This window comes from Mesorhizobium sp. M1342, from assembly GCF_040317955.1.
Taxonomy (GTDB): Bacteria; Pseudomonadota; Alphaproteobacteria; order Rhizobiales; family Rhizobiaceae; genus Mesorhizobium.
In genome coordinates, this window is record NZ_JAMYLI010000022.1 from 96,767 (window position 1) to 111,033 (window position 14,267).

Here is a 14,267-nt window from a genome sequence, read left to right on the forward strand (position 1 = left end):
ACGGCTACTTCCGCTTTAGCACTGCGACCGCATTATAAGGCTGGCCGTCGGCCTGGCCGACCCAAGTCCAGGACAGATTTCCCTTGAAAAACCTGACCGTGATGTTGCCGCCGTCGATGCACTTGTCCTGCCCGTAGGTGATGCTCTCGTGGTATTCCGCCGAAATGTCGTCCCTGGACGTCTGCGACAGGGATCCGCCGCAGCCGAGCGACGGATAGTCGATGGACGCACCCCCATCATTGATCGTCATGGCGATCGCCCAATCAGCTCCGGCATCGCCGGCCGGGCTCTGGTGGCCGCTGCCGAGCCAGGTGCCGCTCAGCGTCGGCACATTCACCGCGCAAGGCACGTTCTGGAAGATCGACGTCAATTCGCTGCCGGTTTTCTCGCAGCGATAGGTCTGGCCGCTCTGGCACAATTCCTCGCCTTCGCGTGGGCACTGGGCGCTGGCTTGGCCCGCGGCGGCGAACATCATCATTGCCGCTGTGACGGCCCCAAACCTGCCCATTTTCCCCTCCCGTTCAGACCCGGAACGATAGGGCAATCGCGATCGAATGTATCGGCCAGATCGTCATGGAGGCCGAACAGCGCCGGGCGGGTGGCTCTATGCCTTCTGCCCAGCGCCGCTAGCCTCTCGCCTGCTTGACAGGAGGCCTCGATGAGCCGGACGATGGCAACACAGGACGAGAAGCAACTGCCCATAGTTGGCGACCGCCATGTCGACCCGCACTCCTACCCCGAGGGCGTCGCTTTCCTCGACGGCCAATATTTGCCGATGTCGCAGGCCAAGATCTCGGTTCTGGACTGGGGCTTTCTGCATTCCGACGCAACCTACGACACCGTGCATGTCTGGAATGGCCGCTTCTTCCGCCTCGATTTGCATCTCGACCGCTTCTTCGGCGGGCTGGAAAAACTGCGCATGACCATTCCCTTCGACCGCAAAGGCGTGGCCGAAATCCTGCACAATTGCGTGGCGCTGTCGGGTCATCGCGCCGCCTATGTCGAGATGCTGTGCACGCGCGGCGCCTCCCCGACTTTCAGCCGCGACCCGCGCCAGGCACTCAACCGCTTCATGGCGTTCGCCGTGCCGTTCGGCTCGGTCGCCAATGCCGAGCAGCTGCATCGCGGCCTGCGTGTCGCCATCAGCGACAAGGTGCGCATTCCGCCGGCCTCGATCGATCCGGCGATCAAGAACTACCACTGGCTCGATCTGGTGCGCGGCCTCTACGATGCCTATGATCGCGGCGCCGAGACTGCGTTGCTTCTGGACTTCAACGGCAATGTCGCCGAAGGCCCGGGCTTCAACGTCTTCTGCGTCAAGGATGGCAAACTGTCGACGCCTTCCATCGGTGTGCTGCCCGGCATCACCCGCCGCACTGTCTTTGATCTGTGCGCCGAAGAAGGTCTTGCAGCCACCGCCACCGATGTCAGCGTTGCCGCATTGCACGAGGCAGACGAGGTTTTCATCACCTCGACCGCAGGCGGCATCATGCCGGTGACGGAGATCGACGGTGTTCGGATCGCCGACGGCAAGGTCGGCGCGATCACCAGCCGGCTGATGGCGCTCTATTGGGAGAAGCACGAGGATCCGGCGTGGTCGAGCCCTGTGAATTATCCCTGATAGTCAGCAAGGTCTCGAGAAAAACCGCAAGGATTGAGGCCACCACTTTTGCTACGCTCCATGGGCAGCGCAGCCTGCCCTCAGGCTTGATAGATCCACTGCTCCGGCACGCGCACCGAGATTTCTTCGCCGGCCATGACCGTTCCCGGCTTCTCGACCCAGGCGACGACGCCGCGCAGCCGTTTCGCGACTTTCGGGAACAACAGCGCGCCGGCTCCGACGTCGGCCAATCCGGCGTTTTCGGCGATCGACCGGCCGGCGATGCGGCACGGGCCGTTCTGTGCGTCGACCTTGATGGTGACGCCGCCCTTGAAGAACAGCAGCGTGCCGGCCGGCAGCATGGAGAGGTTCGGCACCCCTTCGATCACAAGATTGGCGCCGATCCACTCCGGCCTGATCTCGGCCAGGCCCATGCGTTCGGCGACAACCGCCAGCTCGTCCGCCGCCACGACGGACAATTGCCGTTCGTTGCGTATTTCCGTGCCGCGCGGATACCAGGGCTCGCGCCCGCCCGAGCGCCGTGTCGGTCCGGCATGGAAATCGCCTGAAATGCCGTCGAAACCCAGCCGCAATTCGTCCACCGGGCGGGTCTGAAAATGATCCGCCGGCGCCACGTAAAGCGCTGCCGCCCTGGCGGCAAGCTTTCGCGCGGGGATGATTTCAACCGGCTTTTCAGCCTCGGGGAAGAGATCCGACATGGCGTTCTTTCCAATCGTCATTCGACGAGTTAGCCGGGCGGGCTCCGAGGCGTCCAGTCGAAAGTGCTGATCGTCCGATCAACAGCACCGATAGGATCGCGATCACGCTTTTCTTACCTTTCATCGATTTCGCGCCGCATTGCCGCCGCGCGGTGCCGGTTTCATGGTTACGTCCAGACAGTTTGCGGAGGCTGATCATGCGACCTGTGACGGCAATCACGTTGCTTTGGTTGATCTGGGCAGGAATCTGGGCCGTCGCCGCCCTGTGGTCCGACCCTGCCCAGAAGCGCGCCGGGTTCAGGGCGGAGGCCCGCTATCGGGGTCTATGGCTGGCCGGCGCGGTGCTGCTGTTCATTCCGGCGCACGGCTATGAAGGCCGGCTCAGGCTGTGGATGCCTGATCTCTCCGAAGCCTGGATCTGTGTCGCCCTGATCGCCATCGGCATCGCCTTTGCCTGGTGGGCGCGCCTGCATCTCGGCAGGCTGTGGTCGGGCGCCATCACCGCCAAGGCCGGGCATCGGGTCATCAATACCGGCCCGTATGGCGTTGTCCGGCATCCGATCTACACCGGATTGCTGCCTGGCGATCCTCGCCACCATGGCGGCCAAGGGCACCCTCTGGGGCATAGCCGGAACCGCCCTGCTCATCATCGGCATCGTGACCAAGGCAAGACTGGAAGAAAGCTTCCTACGCGGCGAGTTGGGCAGTGCCCGTTCGCACCAGCTTGACCAGACAAGCTTAAAGCATCCGCAACAGCGCACCACCTATCGAATACCCCGCGCCAAAGGCGCAGATCAGGCCGAAATCGCCGGGCTTCATGTCGGCGTGGTTCTCCGACAGCGCGACGATGGCGCCGGCGCCCGCCGTGTTGCCCAGCCGCTCCAGCACCATCGGCGCGCGGTCGTGGTCGACTTCGTGGCCGAACGACAGTTTCAGGATCATCGCATTCATGCGCGCATTGGCCTGATGCAGCCAGAAGCGCCTGATCGCCTGCGGCGTCAGCCCGTGCTCGGCGAGGAATTCGACGATGAATTTTTGCCCGGCGACGGTGACTTCCTTGAACACCTTGTTGCCGACCTGCTTGATCAGATTGCCTTCCAGGTTGATCATGTAAGGATCTTCCTGGGCGGTGCGGGTGTGATAGCCCAGATTGGTGCGGATGTTGTTCGACATCTGCGTCCAGACGCGCGTGTCGAGCACCTCGAAGCGCCCCGGCCGCTTGTCGCCCTTGGCCAGGCCTTCGACCACCATCGACACCGAAGCGTCGCCGAAGATGAAATGCGTCTGCCGGTCGCGGAAATTGAGATGCCCGGTGATGATCTCCGGCGTCGTCACCAGGATGCGTTTGTGCGCGCCCGACCGCACCAGGTTGACGGCGACGTGCAAGGCGGCCGCGGCCGAGGAACAGCCAAGCCCCATGTCGAAGCCGGCGCCCTTGGTGCCCAACGCCTCCTGCATTTCGATGGCGATCGCCGGATAGGGCCGCTGGTGATGCGAGGCCGAGCAGATCACCAGGTCGATATCCGACGGCTGCAGCCCGGCGTGGTCGAGCGCCTTCTTCGCCGAGGCGATGCCGAACTCCGCCTCCAGCGACAGCGCGTCGTCGGGCCGCGCCGGAATGCGCGGCGCCATCCGGGTCGGATCGAGAATGCCCTCGCGCTCGATGACATGGCGGGTGCGCACGCCCGAGGCGTGGACGATGAAGTCGCTGTCCGATTTCGGCAGCGGCGGCTCGCCAGTATCCTGGCGGCGCGCATTTTCCGTGTCGACCCAGGCATTGAAGCTGGCGACCAGTTCTTCATTGGTGATTGTGGGTTCGGGGATTTCAACGCCGATGCCGCTGATGATGACGCGATGCATGTCCAGTCCGTCCCATCCGCAGGCGCTGCGGCTTCATGTGGGCGCCGGAATGCTCCGGCGCAACAGTTTTCTCACCGAGGCGGTTTACGCCGGCTTAAACCAAAGATCTGGGCCGACTTAAGCCGATCCTTGACATGGCCACAGGCAAAGCCAAGCGGCCCTAAGACGCCGCGCAACACGGATAATCAAGCTCGTTTTGCGACAATGAAAATGCGCGGAAAGCGCAAGAGCACCTTGCCATCAGCCGTCTTCGGATAGGCCTTGGCGATCTTGGCCGTGTAACATTCGAGGAACAGCGTCCGCTCATCGGCACCCAGCGGATCGAGGAACGGTTTCAGGCCCGTCGACTTCACCCATTCGACGATCGCCTGCGCATCGGCAAGCGGGTGGTTGTAGATGGTGTGCCAGATATCCAGCCGATCGCTGAGCGGCGACAGAAGATCATAATAGAACGACACCGGCGGCAACGGCCCGCGTGCCGCGCCCTTGAGCTTTTCGGCAAACGGCATTTCGGCGGCGGTTTCACGCATCAGGCGGTGCGAGTCCTCGCCCATATTGTCGGGCATCTGGATGGCCAGCGCGCCGCCTGGCGCAAGAAAACCCATCAGCCGCTGGAACACAGCGGGATGCTCGGGCAGCCACTGGAACACCGCATTGGCGAAGATCACGTCGACCGGCTCCGCCGGCTGCCATTTGGAGGCATCGGCCAGATCAAAGGTGACCTCGGGCAGACGCGCCCTCGCCTTCTCGATCATGTCGGGCGAAGTGTCGAAGCCGCTCACCTGCGCATCCGGCCAGCGCTCGACGAGCAGCTCGGTCGAGTTGCCCGGCCCGCAGCCGATGTCGACGACCCGGCGCGGGAAGTCCACCGGCACCTGTGCCACCAGGTCTCGCGCGGGCCGCGTGCGCTCGTCCTCGAATTTCAGATATTGGGCGGCGGACCAATCAGCCATGTGAACTCCTCACGTCTTCTTGAGAATTCGCCGCCCGGAAAACCCCTTACCGCGTCAGCCTCTTGTAGGTCATGCGGTGCGGGTTGACGGCATCCGGCCCGAGGCGGCGGATCTTGTCCTGCTCGTAATCCTCGAAATTGCCCTCGAACCATTCGACATGGCTGTCGCCCTCGAAGGCGAGGATGTGCGTCGCCAGGCGATCGAGGAACATGCGATCGTGCGAGATGATGACGGCGCAGCCGCCGAAGTTTTCCAGCGCGTCTTCGAGTGCCGCCAGCGTTTCGGTGTCGAGATCGTTGGTCGGTTCGTCGAGCAGCAGCACATTGCCGCCGGTCTTCAGCATCTTGGCCAGATGCACGCGGTTGCGCTGGCCGCCGGACAGATTGCCGACCTTCTGCTGCTGGTCGCCGCCACGGAAGTTGAACGACGCGCAATAGGCACGCGTGTTGGCCTCGAATTTGCCGAGCTTGACCACTTCTGCGCCGCCGGAAATCTCTTCCCATACCGTCTTTGACGGATCGAGCGCATCGCGGCTCTGGTCGACATAGCCGAGCTTCACCGTTTCGCCGACGCGCACTGAGCCCGCATCCGGCTTTTCCTGGCCGGTGATCATGCGAAACAGCGTCGTCTTGCCGGCGCCGTTCGGGCCGATGACGCCGACGATGCCGCCGGGCGGCAGCTTGAATTCCAGGCCGTCGATCAAAAGCGTGTCGCCAAAGCCCTTCGACAGGCCTTCCGCCTCGATCACCACATTGCCGAGCCGCTCGCCATGCGGGATGACGATCTGCGTATCGCTCGGACGCCGCTTGTCGGCTGCATCCAAAAGATCCTGGAACGCCTGGATACGCGCCTTGGACTTCGTCTGGCGGGCCTTCGGGCTCGACTGGATCCATTCGCGCTCGCGGCCGATGGCGCGCTGGCGGGCATCGTCCTCGCGGCCTTCCTGCTTGAGCCGCTTGGCCTTGGCTTCGAGGTATTTGGTGTAGTTGCCCTCATAGGGAATGCCGCGGCCGCGATCGAGTTCGAGGATCCAGCCGGTGACGTTGTCGAGGAAGTAGCGATCGTGGGTGATGATCATCACGGCGCCCGGATAGGCACGCAAATGCTTTTCCAGCCACGCCGTGGTTTCGGCGTCGAGATGGTTGGTCGGTTCGTCGAGCAGCAAAAGGTCGGGCTGGCGCAGCAAGAGTTGGCAAAGCGCGACGCGGCGCCGCTCGCCGCCCGAAAGCTTGGTGACTTCCGAATCCTTGGGCGGGCAGCCCAGCGCTTCCATCGCCATCTCGACCTGCTGTTCGAGATCCCACAGGTTGAGCCGGTCCATCTCGTCCTGAAGCTTGGCCGACTCGTCGGCCGTCTCGTCGGAGTAGTTCATCATCAATTCGTTATAGCGTTCGATGATCGCGGTCTTGGCGGCGACGCCTTCCATGATGTTTTCGAACACGGTCTTGTCCGGATCGAGCGCCGGCTCCTGCGCCAGGTAGCCGACGGTTGCGCCTTCGGCCAGCCAGGCTTCGCCGTTCCACTCCTTGTCGAGCCCGGCCATGATCTTGAGGATCGTCGACTTGCCCGAACCGTTGGGGCCGAGGATGCCGATCTTGGCGTCGGGATAGAAGGAGAGATGGACATTCTCGAGCACCTTCTTGGTGCCATAGGCCTTGTTGAGGCCGGCCATGTGATAGATGAACTGGCGTGCCACGCGCGCTTTCCCTGAAAAAAACTGACTGGCCCAGAAAACTGACTGGATCTGTCGAATTGAGTGGAGGTTGGCCGCTATGTAGGCGATGCGGCGGCGAACGGCAATCGCTTTTGCCATATCTGCCCGGTCACACGCGGAAGTGTCCGCCAACCGCCGAAGTTTTCCACCAGCACGAAGCGTGCTGAAATCTCCGGTTAACTCTTCGGCGTCAAAACAGGATCGGAGTGGAATCGCTCGCTATTCGCGATTTCGAGAAAGAGATCGGGTCGACGGCATTGCTGAACAGTTTCCTGCTCCTTGCCGAAGCGGTCGTCTATTTCAGCGTCATGGTGACGCTTTTCCGCTTCCGGAGGCGCATCGGCCTCGGCGTGTTCATCTGCGCGCTCGGTGTCATGCACTTCCTCGAGACCTACCTCGCCAGCGTTTTTTATGTCGCCTTGCCGTTCGGCATGGTCTCGCCTGGCTCGGCGGTGCTGTTTTCCGGCAAGCTGGTGATGCTTTTGCTGCTCTATATGAAAGAGGACGCTGCAACTGTGCGTCAGCCGATCTACGGCCTGCTGCTCGGCAATGCGCTGATGATCGGGCTGGTGCTGCTGCTGCGCCTGCACGTCATCGCGGCACTTCCCGACGGCAGGCTCCCAGACATCGGCTTCATCGACCAGATGGGCTGGCTGATGGTGTGGGGCACGACGCTGCTGTTCGTCGATGCCATCCTGATCATCCTGCTTTATGAAAAGCTCGGGCGTTATCTGCGCAAGGCGCCGTTCGCGCGCATCCTGATTTCGGTCGCTTGCGTGCTGACATTCGACCAGGCCGGGTTTTTCACCGCCCTGCATTTCGTTGCCGGCGCGCCGATAGCCGTCTTTTTCGGCGGCTGGTTCGCCAAGATGGCGGCGGCGGTGACGTTCAGCACCATGCTCGTCGCCTATCTCAAATGGTTCGAGGAGCGCCAAGTCACCGCGCCGCGCGGATTGACCGATATCTTCGATACGCTGACCTATCGCGAACGCTACGAAGCGCTGGTCGAACATGTCGGGCGGGACGGCCTGACCGGCCTGCTGCACCGCGGGCGCTTCGACGCCGACGGTGAAGCCGCCGTCCAGGCCAGCCTGCGCACCGCCAGGCCGCTCAGCCTGCTGATCATCGATGTCGACCATTTCAAATCGATCAATGACCGTTTCGGCCATGCCGAAGGCGACAAGGTGTTGAAGGCGGTCGCGGCCCTGCTTGGCGAGACGGCAAGCGCCGAGGACCAGGTGTTCCGCATCGGCGGCGAGGAATTCGCCATCCTCAGTTCGCGTCCGCACTCGGTCGCCAGGCTGTTCGGCGAAAGCATTCGCCACGCGGTCAAGGGCTCGGCCGCCACCAGTCGCTTCGAGCTCACCGTCAGCGCTGGCGTTTCCAGCGTCAGCGAAACCACGCGCTGCCTTGCCGACCTGTTCGCGCTTGCCGACCAGCGTCTCTACAAGGCGAAGTCGACCGGCCGCGATCGCGTCGTCGGCGAGCCGGGCGGCCAAGAAGCCGACACAGCCGCTGCGCGGACCAAATCCGCACAGATCTAGTTCGTTACGAATTCCTCTGCCGTCGAAAGCCCGTCACGGTCGAAACCGCCATCAGCGCGATCGCCAGCCATTTCAGCACCGTGATGATCGGCCCGGCCTGGATATCGTAGGCAATGAACAGCAGGATGCCCGGCACCAGCAAGCCGCACATGACCAGCATGATGCGGTTGATCTGCCAGGACACTTTTGACGCCAACGCCTCGTCGCCGAGTGCTGGAACCAGCACCGCCCGCACCGTCTTGCCGCCCACCAGCATGGCCGAAAGGTGCATCGAGATCGGCAGACCGAGCCCGATGATCAGGAAAGCGCAAGCGGCCAGCAGGAGCGAAAACTTCAGCGCGCTGGTTTCCGCCGCTATGGGAAACAGCAGCGTCGCCAGCGGCAGGAAGACACCGAAAATGCCGATCGCCGCGATCGTGATGAAGATCGCCGCATTGACGATCGTGAACAGCTGGTAGGTGCCGACGCCGATCGGTTCGGAGAGCGTCCGCATGCGTGCCCACTCGGCGTCGGTATACGAAAAGCCCGGCCATTCCATGCGGGCATCGTTTATCGAGACCATGCCCTTGGCCCAGAAAGCCAGCCGCGCCAGCGCGCTGCTCGTCATGCCATCCATTGCCGCCCCCGCCAGAATGATGCGCTCGCAGCATAGCACCAGGGCGCGGCAGCGCGACAGTCCGGTATCTCTGTTGAGAGTTACTGGAAGCCGATCGCGTCGACATTGCCTGTCGGGCAGCCGGCCTTGTTGGTCGGCACCGAAGCCAGCAGCAGATCCTTAAGCGAGCTGTTGGGCCCGATCGGACCCGCGAGGCCGAGCGTCAGTTCGCCGATCAGCCGCCTGCCGCTCGACGGATCGATGACGCAGGAAACGCGCACGCGATCCCCTGCTCCCGCCCCGAAGGCAGTGTCGAAAGCGCCGCGGATCTGGTCCGCCGTCAGCTTGCCGCCGATGTTCTTGGCAAAGAGTTCGCGCACCGGCGAGCTGTTCACCGCGCGCATCAGGTTGAGCGCATCGGAGAAATAGTCCTGCTGGCTCTTGCCGTAGCAGGTGCCGTGCTTGATCCATTCATGCCGATCGAGGTGGGAGGCCGTGCCGGGCATCACCTGATCGAGTTCCGTGCGGGTGTTGGCGTCAAGATTGACCGGCGGCAGGTCTTTCCAGTGGGCCGGATTGTCGTTGGCCTTGTCGCTCGCCGTCGCCTGGCAATAGAAATTGCCGTTCGGCTGCGGCCAGAGACCGTGCAAGGTGAAATGCGTGGCGTCGAAATCACCAGCACTCTGCGCCCTGCATTCGGTCTTGTTCGACTTTGTCTCGCAAAACGCCGGCTGCCAGCTCAGCGCGAAGACGTATTCGGGTTTCCCCGATGCCGCCGGCTTGCCTTGCCCGTCAGGTGCGGCCGGCACGGTCGCCGCGCTGCTGCCGGAAACGTGGCCGCAGCTGACCTTCACCCAGCGGCGCTCCGGATCGGCGCCCGGCACCAGGATGAGATAATGCGTCGGCGTATCCTTGTTGCCGGCAAGCAGCCGATAGCTCTGCCCGGCATCGGTCGAGACATTGCCGGGGTTCTTGCCGTTCTTGATGGCTTGCGTTGCCGGACAGGCAGCGTCGGCCACAAAGGAGCCGCTCATCTTGACGTCGGCACGCGCGGCACCGGCCAGCGACGCGGCCAGCATGGCCAATCCGAAAACGACACCAATGCGCATGGAAAATCCTCGGCTGGACAAGTGGGCGACAGACTGAAGCTGTCTCCATGTCAGAATTGCGATATTTTGCTGGCCAAACGCAAGAAACATCGTCGCGAAAAGCGGGTTTGCTGGATTGACGCATAATGTGGGCCGGCGCAAACAAAGCCAACGACGATAATGCAAGGGCGGGACCGAGCGGCATGTCATTCAGCCAGCAGCGCGTGGTTCGCTCCCCAACCGGTGCCGAGCTCAATCTTTTCGTCAGGCAGGCCGATGGCCGGGCACGCGCCGTCGTCCAGATCAATCATGGCCTGGCCGAGTACGCAGCGCGCTATGCCCGCTTTGCCGATTTTCTTGGCTCCCGCGGCTTCGATGTCTATGTCCACGATCATCGCGGCCATGGCGCGACCAAGGCGCCCGACGCGCCGCTCGGCAGGTTCGCCGCCAGCGACGGCCCGGCCAAGGTGATAGCCGACGTCGGCGCCATCCATGATCTTATCGCCCGCGAACAGCCAAACAGACCGGTCATCCTGTTTGGTCATTCGATGGGAGCGTCGGTCGCGCTGAACTACCTGTTACGCCACTCGCCGCGCGTTCATGCCGCCGGTATCTGGAACGGCAATTTCTCCCAAGGCCTGCTCGGACAGGTGGCGCTGGGCATCCTTGCCTGGGAACGGATGCGGCTCGGCTCCGACGTGCCATCGCGTCTGCTGCCGAAGCTCACCTTCCAGGCCTGGGGCAAGGCGGTGCCCAATCACCGCACATTGTTCGACTGGCTGTCGCGCGACGAGGCGGAAGTGGCGAAATACATCGCCGATCCGCTCTGCGGCTGGGATGCCTCGGTGTCGATGTGGCGCGATGTGGTCTCGATGGCGCTGAACGGCGGCAAGGATGCCGGCTTTGCCGGCATCCGGCGCGACCTGCCCATCAGCATCGTCGGCGGCGAAAGAGATCCCGCCTCGGATTATGGCAAAGGGATCACGCATCTTGCCAGCCGCATGCGCGCGATGGGCTTTTCGAATCTGGTTTCAAAGGTTTACGCCGGCACCCGCCACGAAAGCCTGAACGAGGTGAATCGCGACATCATCATGGATGATTTCGCCGCCTGGGCCGACAAAGTCCTCAAAGCGTGACGGATTGGCCCATTGCAAGAGCCGTGACAGCCGTTGCAGGGCTTGATAGAGGCTCTGCTTTCGCAGCAGTCACGGTGATTGCGGCAACCACGGTGATCCATGGCTGAGCCCCCGCTGAAAGGCGTCCGCGTCGTCGAACTCGCCCGCATCCTTGCCGGGCCATGGGCCGGGCAGTTGCTTGCCGATCTCGGCGCCGATGTCATCAAGGTCGAAAGCCCCGATGGCGGCGACGACACCCGCAAATGGGGGCCACCCTTCGTCATGGGCAAGGACGGCGAGAACCTGTCGGCCGCCTATTACCATTCCTGCAATCGCGGCAAGCGCTCCATCGCCATCGATTTCTCGACACCGGAAGGGGCCGAGACCGTGCGCCGGCTGGTCGCCACCTCGGACGTGCTGATCGAGAACTTCAAGCTCGGCGGTCTGAAGAAATACGGCCTCGACTATGACAGCCTGCGCAAGATCAACCCGCGCCTCGTCTATTGCTCGATCACCGGCTTCGGCCAGGACGGACCCTATGCGCCGCGCGCCGGCTACGACTTCATCATCCAGGCCATGGCCGGCATGATGTCGATCACCGGCGAGGTCGGCCGCGAGCCGCAAAAAGCGGGCGTCGCCATCTCCGACATCTTCACCGGCCTTTATTCGGTCATCGCCATCCAGGCAGCATTGCGCCATGCCGAACAAACCGGCGAAGGCCAGCACGTCGACATGGCGCTCTTCGACACCCAAATCTCGGCGCTCGGCAACCAGAATTTGAACTATCTCGTCTCCGGCAAATCGCCGGTGCAGATGGGCAATGCGCATATGAACATCGCCCCATACGAGGTGGTGCCGGTCCGGGATGGGCACATCATCCTGGCGGTCGGCAATGACGGCCAGTTCGCCAAATTCTGCGCCGCTGTCGGACTGGGCGACCTGCCTGCCAATCCCGACTTCGCCACCAACCCCGCCCGGGTCGCCAACCGGGTGAAATTGCATGAGCGCATGATCGAGGCGCTGAAGGTTTTTGACCGCGATCCGCTGCTGGCCAAGCTGGAAGCGGCCAGCGTGCCGGCGAGCCCGATCAACACGATCGGCCAGATGTTTGCCGATCCGCAGACGATCGCGCGCGGCATGCGGCTTGATCTCGACGACGGCCATGGCAATCTTCTGCCTTCGGTGCGTGCGCCGATGGTGATGTCGGGCACGCCGCTGGTCTATGAGCGCCCCTCGCCGCGCCTGGGCGAGCACACGCAAGAAATCCTTGCCGAACTGGAGAAGTCTGGACAATGAAGACCGGCGGACAACTCATCGTCGACGCGCTCGAAGCCAACGGCACCGACCGCATCTATTGTGTGCCGGGTGAATCCTATCTGGCGGTGCTCGACGCGCTGCACGATTCTGCGATCCGCACCATCGTCTGCCGCCAGGAAGGCGGTGCCGCGATGATGGCCGATTGCCACGGCCGCCTGACCGGGAAGCCCGGCATCTGCTTCGTCACCCGCGGCCCCGGCGCCACCAACGCCTCGGCCGGCATCCACATCGCCATGCAGGATTCTATACCCGTCATCCTGTTCATCGGCCAGGTCGCCAGCCACGCCAAGGAGCGTGAAGCGTTCCAAGAGGTCGATTATAAGAGGTTCTTCGGCGATATCGCCAAATGGGTGGTCGAGATCGACGACGCCTCGCGCATCCCCGAATTCGTCACCCGCGCCTTCGCGGTGGCGACATCGGGCCGGCCCGGCCCGGTGGTGATCTCGCTGCCCGAAGACATGCTGACCAGCATCGTCGAAGCACCTATCGCCTTGCCGCACACGCCGGTTGAGACACGGCCGGGCGAAGCGGAGCTCGATGCGCTGGAAAAGCTGCTGGCTAAGGCCAAGCGGCCGTTCGTCATCCTCGGCGGCACGCGCTGGGACGCCGAGGCGGTGGCGCAAATGCGCACGGTCGCCGAGGCGTGGTCGCTGCCGGTCGGTTGTTCCTTCCGCCGGCAGATGCTGTTCGATCATCTACATCCGAACTATGCCGGCGATGTCGGCATCGGCATCAACCCCAAGCTGGCCACAGCGATCAAGCAGGCCGATCTCGTGCTCCTGATCGGCGGCCGCATGGGCGAAATGCCGTCCTCGGACTACACGCTGCTGAAAAGCCCCTACCCCGACCAGACACTGGTCCATGTCCATGCCGACGCTGGCGAGCTCGGCCGCGTCTACAGGCCGACACTGGCGATCAACGCCTCGCCTTCTGCCTTCATCGACGCTTTCGCCAAGCGCAAGCCGGCCTCTGAGCCGACTTGGGCAGCCGAGACACCAAAGCTGCATGCCTCCTATCTCGACTGGTCGACGCCACCGGAAGGCGGCCCCGGCTCGGTCCAGATGGGCCCGATCATGAACTACCTCGAAAAGATGCTGCCCGACGACGCCATTCTCACCAACGGCGCCGGCAATTACGCGACCTGGGTGCATCGCTTCCACCGCTTCCGCCGCTTCGCCACTCAAGGTGCGCCGACATCGGGCTCGATGGGCTATGGCACGCCTGCGGCCGTCGCTGCCAAAGAGCTGTTTCCGGAGCGCACCGTGGTCGCCTTCGCCGGCGACGGCTGCTTCCTGATGAACGGGCAGGAATTCGCCACCGCCGTGCAGTATGACCTGCCTATCATTGTGGTCGTCGTCAACAACGGCATCTATGGCACCATCCGCATGCATCAGGAGCGCGAATATCCCGGCCGCGTCGTCGCCACCGATCTTAAGAACCCCGACTTCGCGGCTCTCGCCCGCGCCTATGGCGGCCATGGCGAAACGGTCGACAAGACCGCCGATTTCGCTCCCGCCTTCGAACGTGCCCGCGCCAGCGGCAAGCCGGCGATCGTGGAAATCCGCCTCGACCCCGAAGCGATCACGCCGACCAAGACGATGACGCAGATACGCGACAAGGCGTAGTCCAAACAAAAAAAGAGGCGGTCGCCCGCCCCTTTTCGTCATGCGGCTTGCGCTAGAGCGTTTCATATTTTGACGGAAGCGTAGCCTGCGTTTTCGAAGTAGTTCTTGCATTCGGCTGCCTCGATGGTTTCGACGAG

At 63.1% G+C, this 14,267-nt stretch carries 13 protein-coding genes; 6 read left to right on the forward strand and 7 right to left on the reverse strand.

Annotated elements, in window-relative coordinates; genetic code table 11:
* Nucleotides 1-4 precede the first annotated feature (4 nt).
* Nucleotides 5-508 carry a hypothetical protein gene (locus tag NKH06_RS22545; RefSeq protein WP_352442216.1) on the reverse strand — a complete coding sequence of 168 codons (504 nt, stop codon included), beginning with the start codon at nucleotides 506-508 and terminating at the stop codon, nucleotides 5-7.
* Nucleotides 509-658: 150 nt separating this feature from the next.
* Here NKH06_RS22545 and NKH06_RS22550 point away from each other — a divergent pair, with 150 nt between their 5' ends.
* Nucleotides 659-1,621, forward strand: coding sequence for a D-amino acid aminotransferase (locus tag NKH06_RS22550; RefSeq protein ID WP_352442215.1), 963 nt, complete (start codon nucleotides 659-661; stop codon nucleotides 1,619-1,621).
* An 80-nt stretch (nucleotides 1,622-1,701) separates the two neighbouring features.
* On the opposite strand, the gene NKH06_RS22555 is transcribed toward NKH06_RS22550, so the two are convergent.
* Complete coding sequence (locus NKH06_RS22555) at nucleotides 1,702-2,319, reverse strand: MOSC domain-containing protein (protein ID WP_352442214.1); 618 nt, start codon at nucleotides 2,317-2,319, stop codon at nucleotides 1,702-1,704.
* Nucleotides 2,320-2,516: 197 nt separating this feature from the next.
* Between NKH06_RS22555 and NKH06_RS22560 the strand changes: the two genes are divergently transcribed.
* On the forward strand, nucleotides 2,517-3,047 hold the full coding sequence (locus tag NKH06_RS22560) for a methyltransferase family protein (RefSeq protein WP_352442213.1): 531 nt from the start codon (nucleotides 2,517-2,519) through the stop codon (nucleotides 3,045-3,047).
* A 10-nt stretch (nucleotides 3,048-3,057) separates the two neighbouring features.
* On the opposite strand, the gene NKH06_RS22565 is transcribed toward NKH06_RS22560, so the two are convergent.
* The 3 genes from NKH06_RS22565 to ettA all read right to left on the reverse strand — a co-directional run bounded on the left by NKH06_RS22565 (nucleotide 3,058) and on the right by ettA (nucleotide 6,828).
* Nucleotides 3,058-4,179 carry a beta-ketoacyl-ACP synthase III gene (locus NKH06_RS22565; protein ID WP_023813172.1) on the reverse strand — a complete coding sequence of 374 codons (1,122 nt, stop codon included), beginning with the start codon at nucleotides 4,177-4,179 and terminating at the stop codon, nucleotides 3,058-3,060.
* 185 nt (nucleotides 4,180-4,364) lie between these two features.
* Nucleotides 4,365-5,132 carry a trans-aconitate 2-methyltransferase gene (tam, locus tag NKH06_RS22570; protein WP_023813173.1) on the reverse strand — a complete coding sequence of 256 codons (768 nt, stop codon included), beginning with the start codon at nucleotides 5,130-5,132 and terminating at the stop codon, nucleotides 4,365-4,367.
* A gap of 46 nt (nucleotides 5,133-5,178) precedes the next feature.
* Nucleotides 5,179-6,828, reverse strand: coding sequence for an energy-dependent translational throttle protein EttA (gene ettA, locus NKH06_RS22575; RefSeq protein WP_013530923.1), 1,650 nt, complete (start codon nucleotides 6,826-6,828; stop codon nucleotides 5,179-5,181).
* A gap of 275 nt (nucleotides 6,829-7,103) precedes the next feature.
* Between ettA and NKH06_RS22580 the strand changes: the two genes are divergently transcribed.
* Nucleotides 7,104-8,390: a GGDEF domain-containing protein gene (locus NKH06_RS22580; RefSeq protein WP_023813174.1), complete on the forward strand. Its 1,287-nt coding sequence runs from the start codon at nucleotides 7,104-7,106 to the stop codon at nucleotides 8,388-8,390.
* Nucleotides 8,391-8,394: 4 nt separating this feature from the next.
* On the opposite strand, the gene NKH06_RS22585 is transcribed toward NKH06_RS22580, so the two are convergent.
* Together NKH06_RS22585 and NKH06_RS22590 are read right to left on the reverse strand one after the other, a co-directional pair.
* Nucleotides 8,395-8,997, reverse strand: coding sequence for a hypothetical protein (locus tag NKH06_RS22585; RefSeq protein ID WP_352442212.1), 603 nt, complete (start codon nucleotides 8,995-8,997; stop codon nucleotides 8,395-8,397).
* 89 nt (nucleotides 8,998-9,086) lie between these two features.
* Complete coding sequence (locus NKH06_RS22590) at nucleotides 9,087-10,094, reverse strand: ribonuclease T2 family protein (protein ID WP_128303464.1); 1,008 nt, start codon at nucleotides 10,092-10,094, stop codon at nucleotides 9,087-9,089.
* Nucleotides 10,095-10,276: 182 nt separating this feature from the next.
* On the opposite strand from NKH06_RS22590, the gene NKH06_RS22595 reads away from it, so the two are divergent.
* The 3 genes from NKH06_RS22595 to NKH06_RS22605 all read left to right on the forward strand — a co-directional run bounded on the left by NKH06_RS22595 (nucleotide 10,277) and on the right by NKH06_RS22605 (nucleotide 14,130).
* Entirely contained in the window at nucleotides 10,277-11,209 is a 933-nt protein-coding gene (locus NKH06_RS22595; protein WP_352894046.1) for an alpha/beta fold hydrolase, read from the forward strand.
* 99 nt (nucleotides 11,210-11,308) lie between these two features.
* The gene (locus NKH06_RS22600; RefSeq protein ID WP_128303462.1) at nucleotides 11,309-12,484 is read left to right on the forward strand and encodes a CaiB/BaiF CoA transferase family protein; all 1,176 of its coding nucleotides are present in this window, start codon (nucleotides 11,309-11,311) and stop codon (nucleotides 12,482-12,484) included.
* Complete coding sequence (locus NKH06_RS22605) at nucleotides 12,481-14,130, forward strand: thiamine pyrophosphate-binding protein (RefSeq protein WP_023813179.1); 1,650 nt, start codon at nucleotides 12,481-12,483, stop codon at nucleotides 14,128-14,130. The genes NKH06_RS22600 and NKH06_RS22605 overlap by 4 nt, the downstream gene beginning before the upstream one ends.
* The last annotated feature ends 137 nt before the right edge of the window (nucleotides 14,131-14,267 follow it).

Excerpts from the sequence above, each read along its gene's own strand:
- NKH06_RS22545 (WP_352442216.1), bottom strand. The coding sequence starts at position 508 with ATGGGCAGGTTTGGGGCCGTCACAGCGGCAATGATGATGTTCGCCGCC.
- NKH06_RS22550 (WP_352442215.1), top strand. The coding sequence starts at position 659 with ATGAGCCGGACGATGGCAACACAGGACGAGAAGCAACTGCCCATAGTT.
- NKH06_RS22555 (WP_352442214.1), bottom strand. The coding sequence starts at position 2,319 with ATGTCGGATCTCTTCCCCGAGGCTGAAAAGCCGGTTGAAATCATCCCC.
- NKH06_RS22560 (WP_352442213.1), top strand. The coding sequence starts at position 2,517 with ATGCGACCTGTGACGGCAATCACGTTGCTTTGGTTGATCTGGGCAGGA.
- NKH06_RS22565 (WP_023813172.1), bottom strand. The coding sequence starts at position 4,179 with ATGCATCGCGTCATCATCAGCGGCATCGGCGTTGAAATCCCCGAACCC.
- tam (WP_023813173.1), bottom strand. The coding sequence starts at position 5,132 with ATGGCTGATTGGTCCGCCGCCCAATATCTGAAATTCGAGGACGAGCGC.
- NKH06_RS22585 (WP_352442212.1), bottom strand. The coding sequence starts at position 8,997 with ATGACGAGCAGCGCGCTGGCGCGGCTGGCTTTCTGGGCCAAGGGCATG.
- NKH06_RS22590 (WP_128303464.1), bottom strand. The coding sequence starts at position 10,094 with ATGCGCATTGGTGTCGTTTTCGGATTGGCCATGCTGGCCGCGTCGCTG.
- NKH06_RS22595 (WP_352894046.1), top strand. The coding sequence starts at position 10,277 with ATGTCATTCAGCCAGCAGCGCGTGGTTCGCTCCCCAACCGGTGCCGAG.
- NKH06_RS22600 (WP_128303462.1), top strand. The coding sequence starts at position 11,309 with ATGGCTGAGCCCCCGCTGAAAGGCGTCCGCGTCGTCGAACTCGCCCGC.
- NKH06_RS22605 (WP_023813179.1), top strand. The coding sequence starts at position 12,481 with ATGAAGACCGGCGGACAACTCATCGTCGACGCGCTCGAAGCCAACGGC.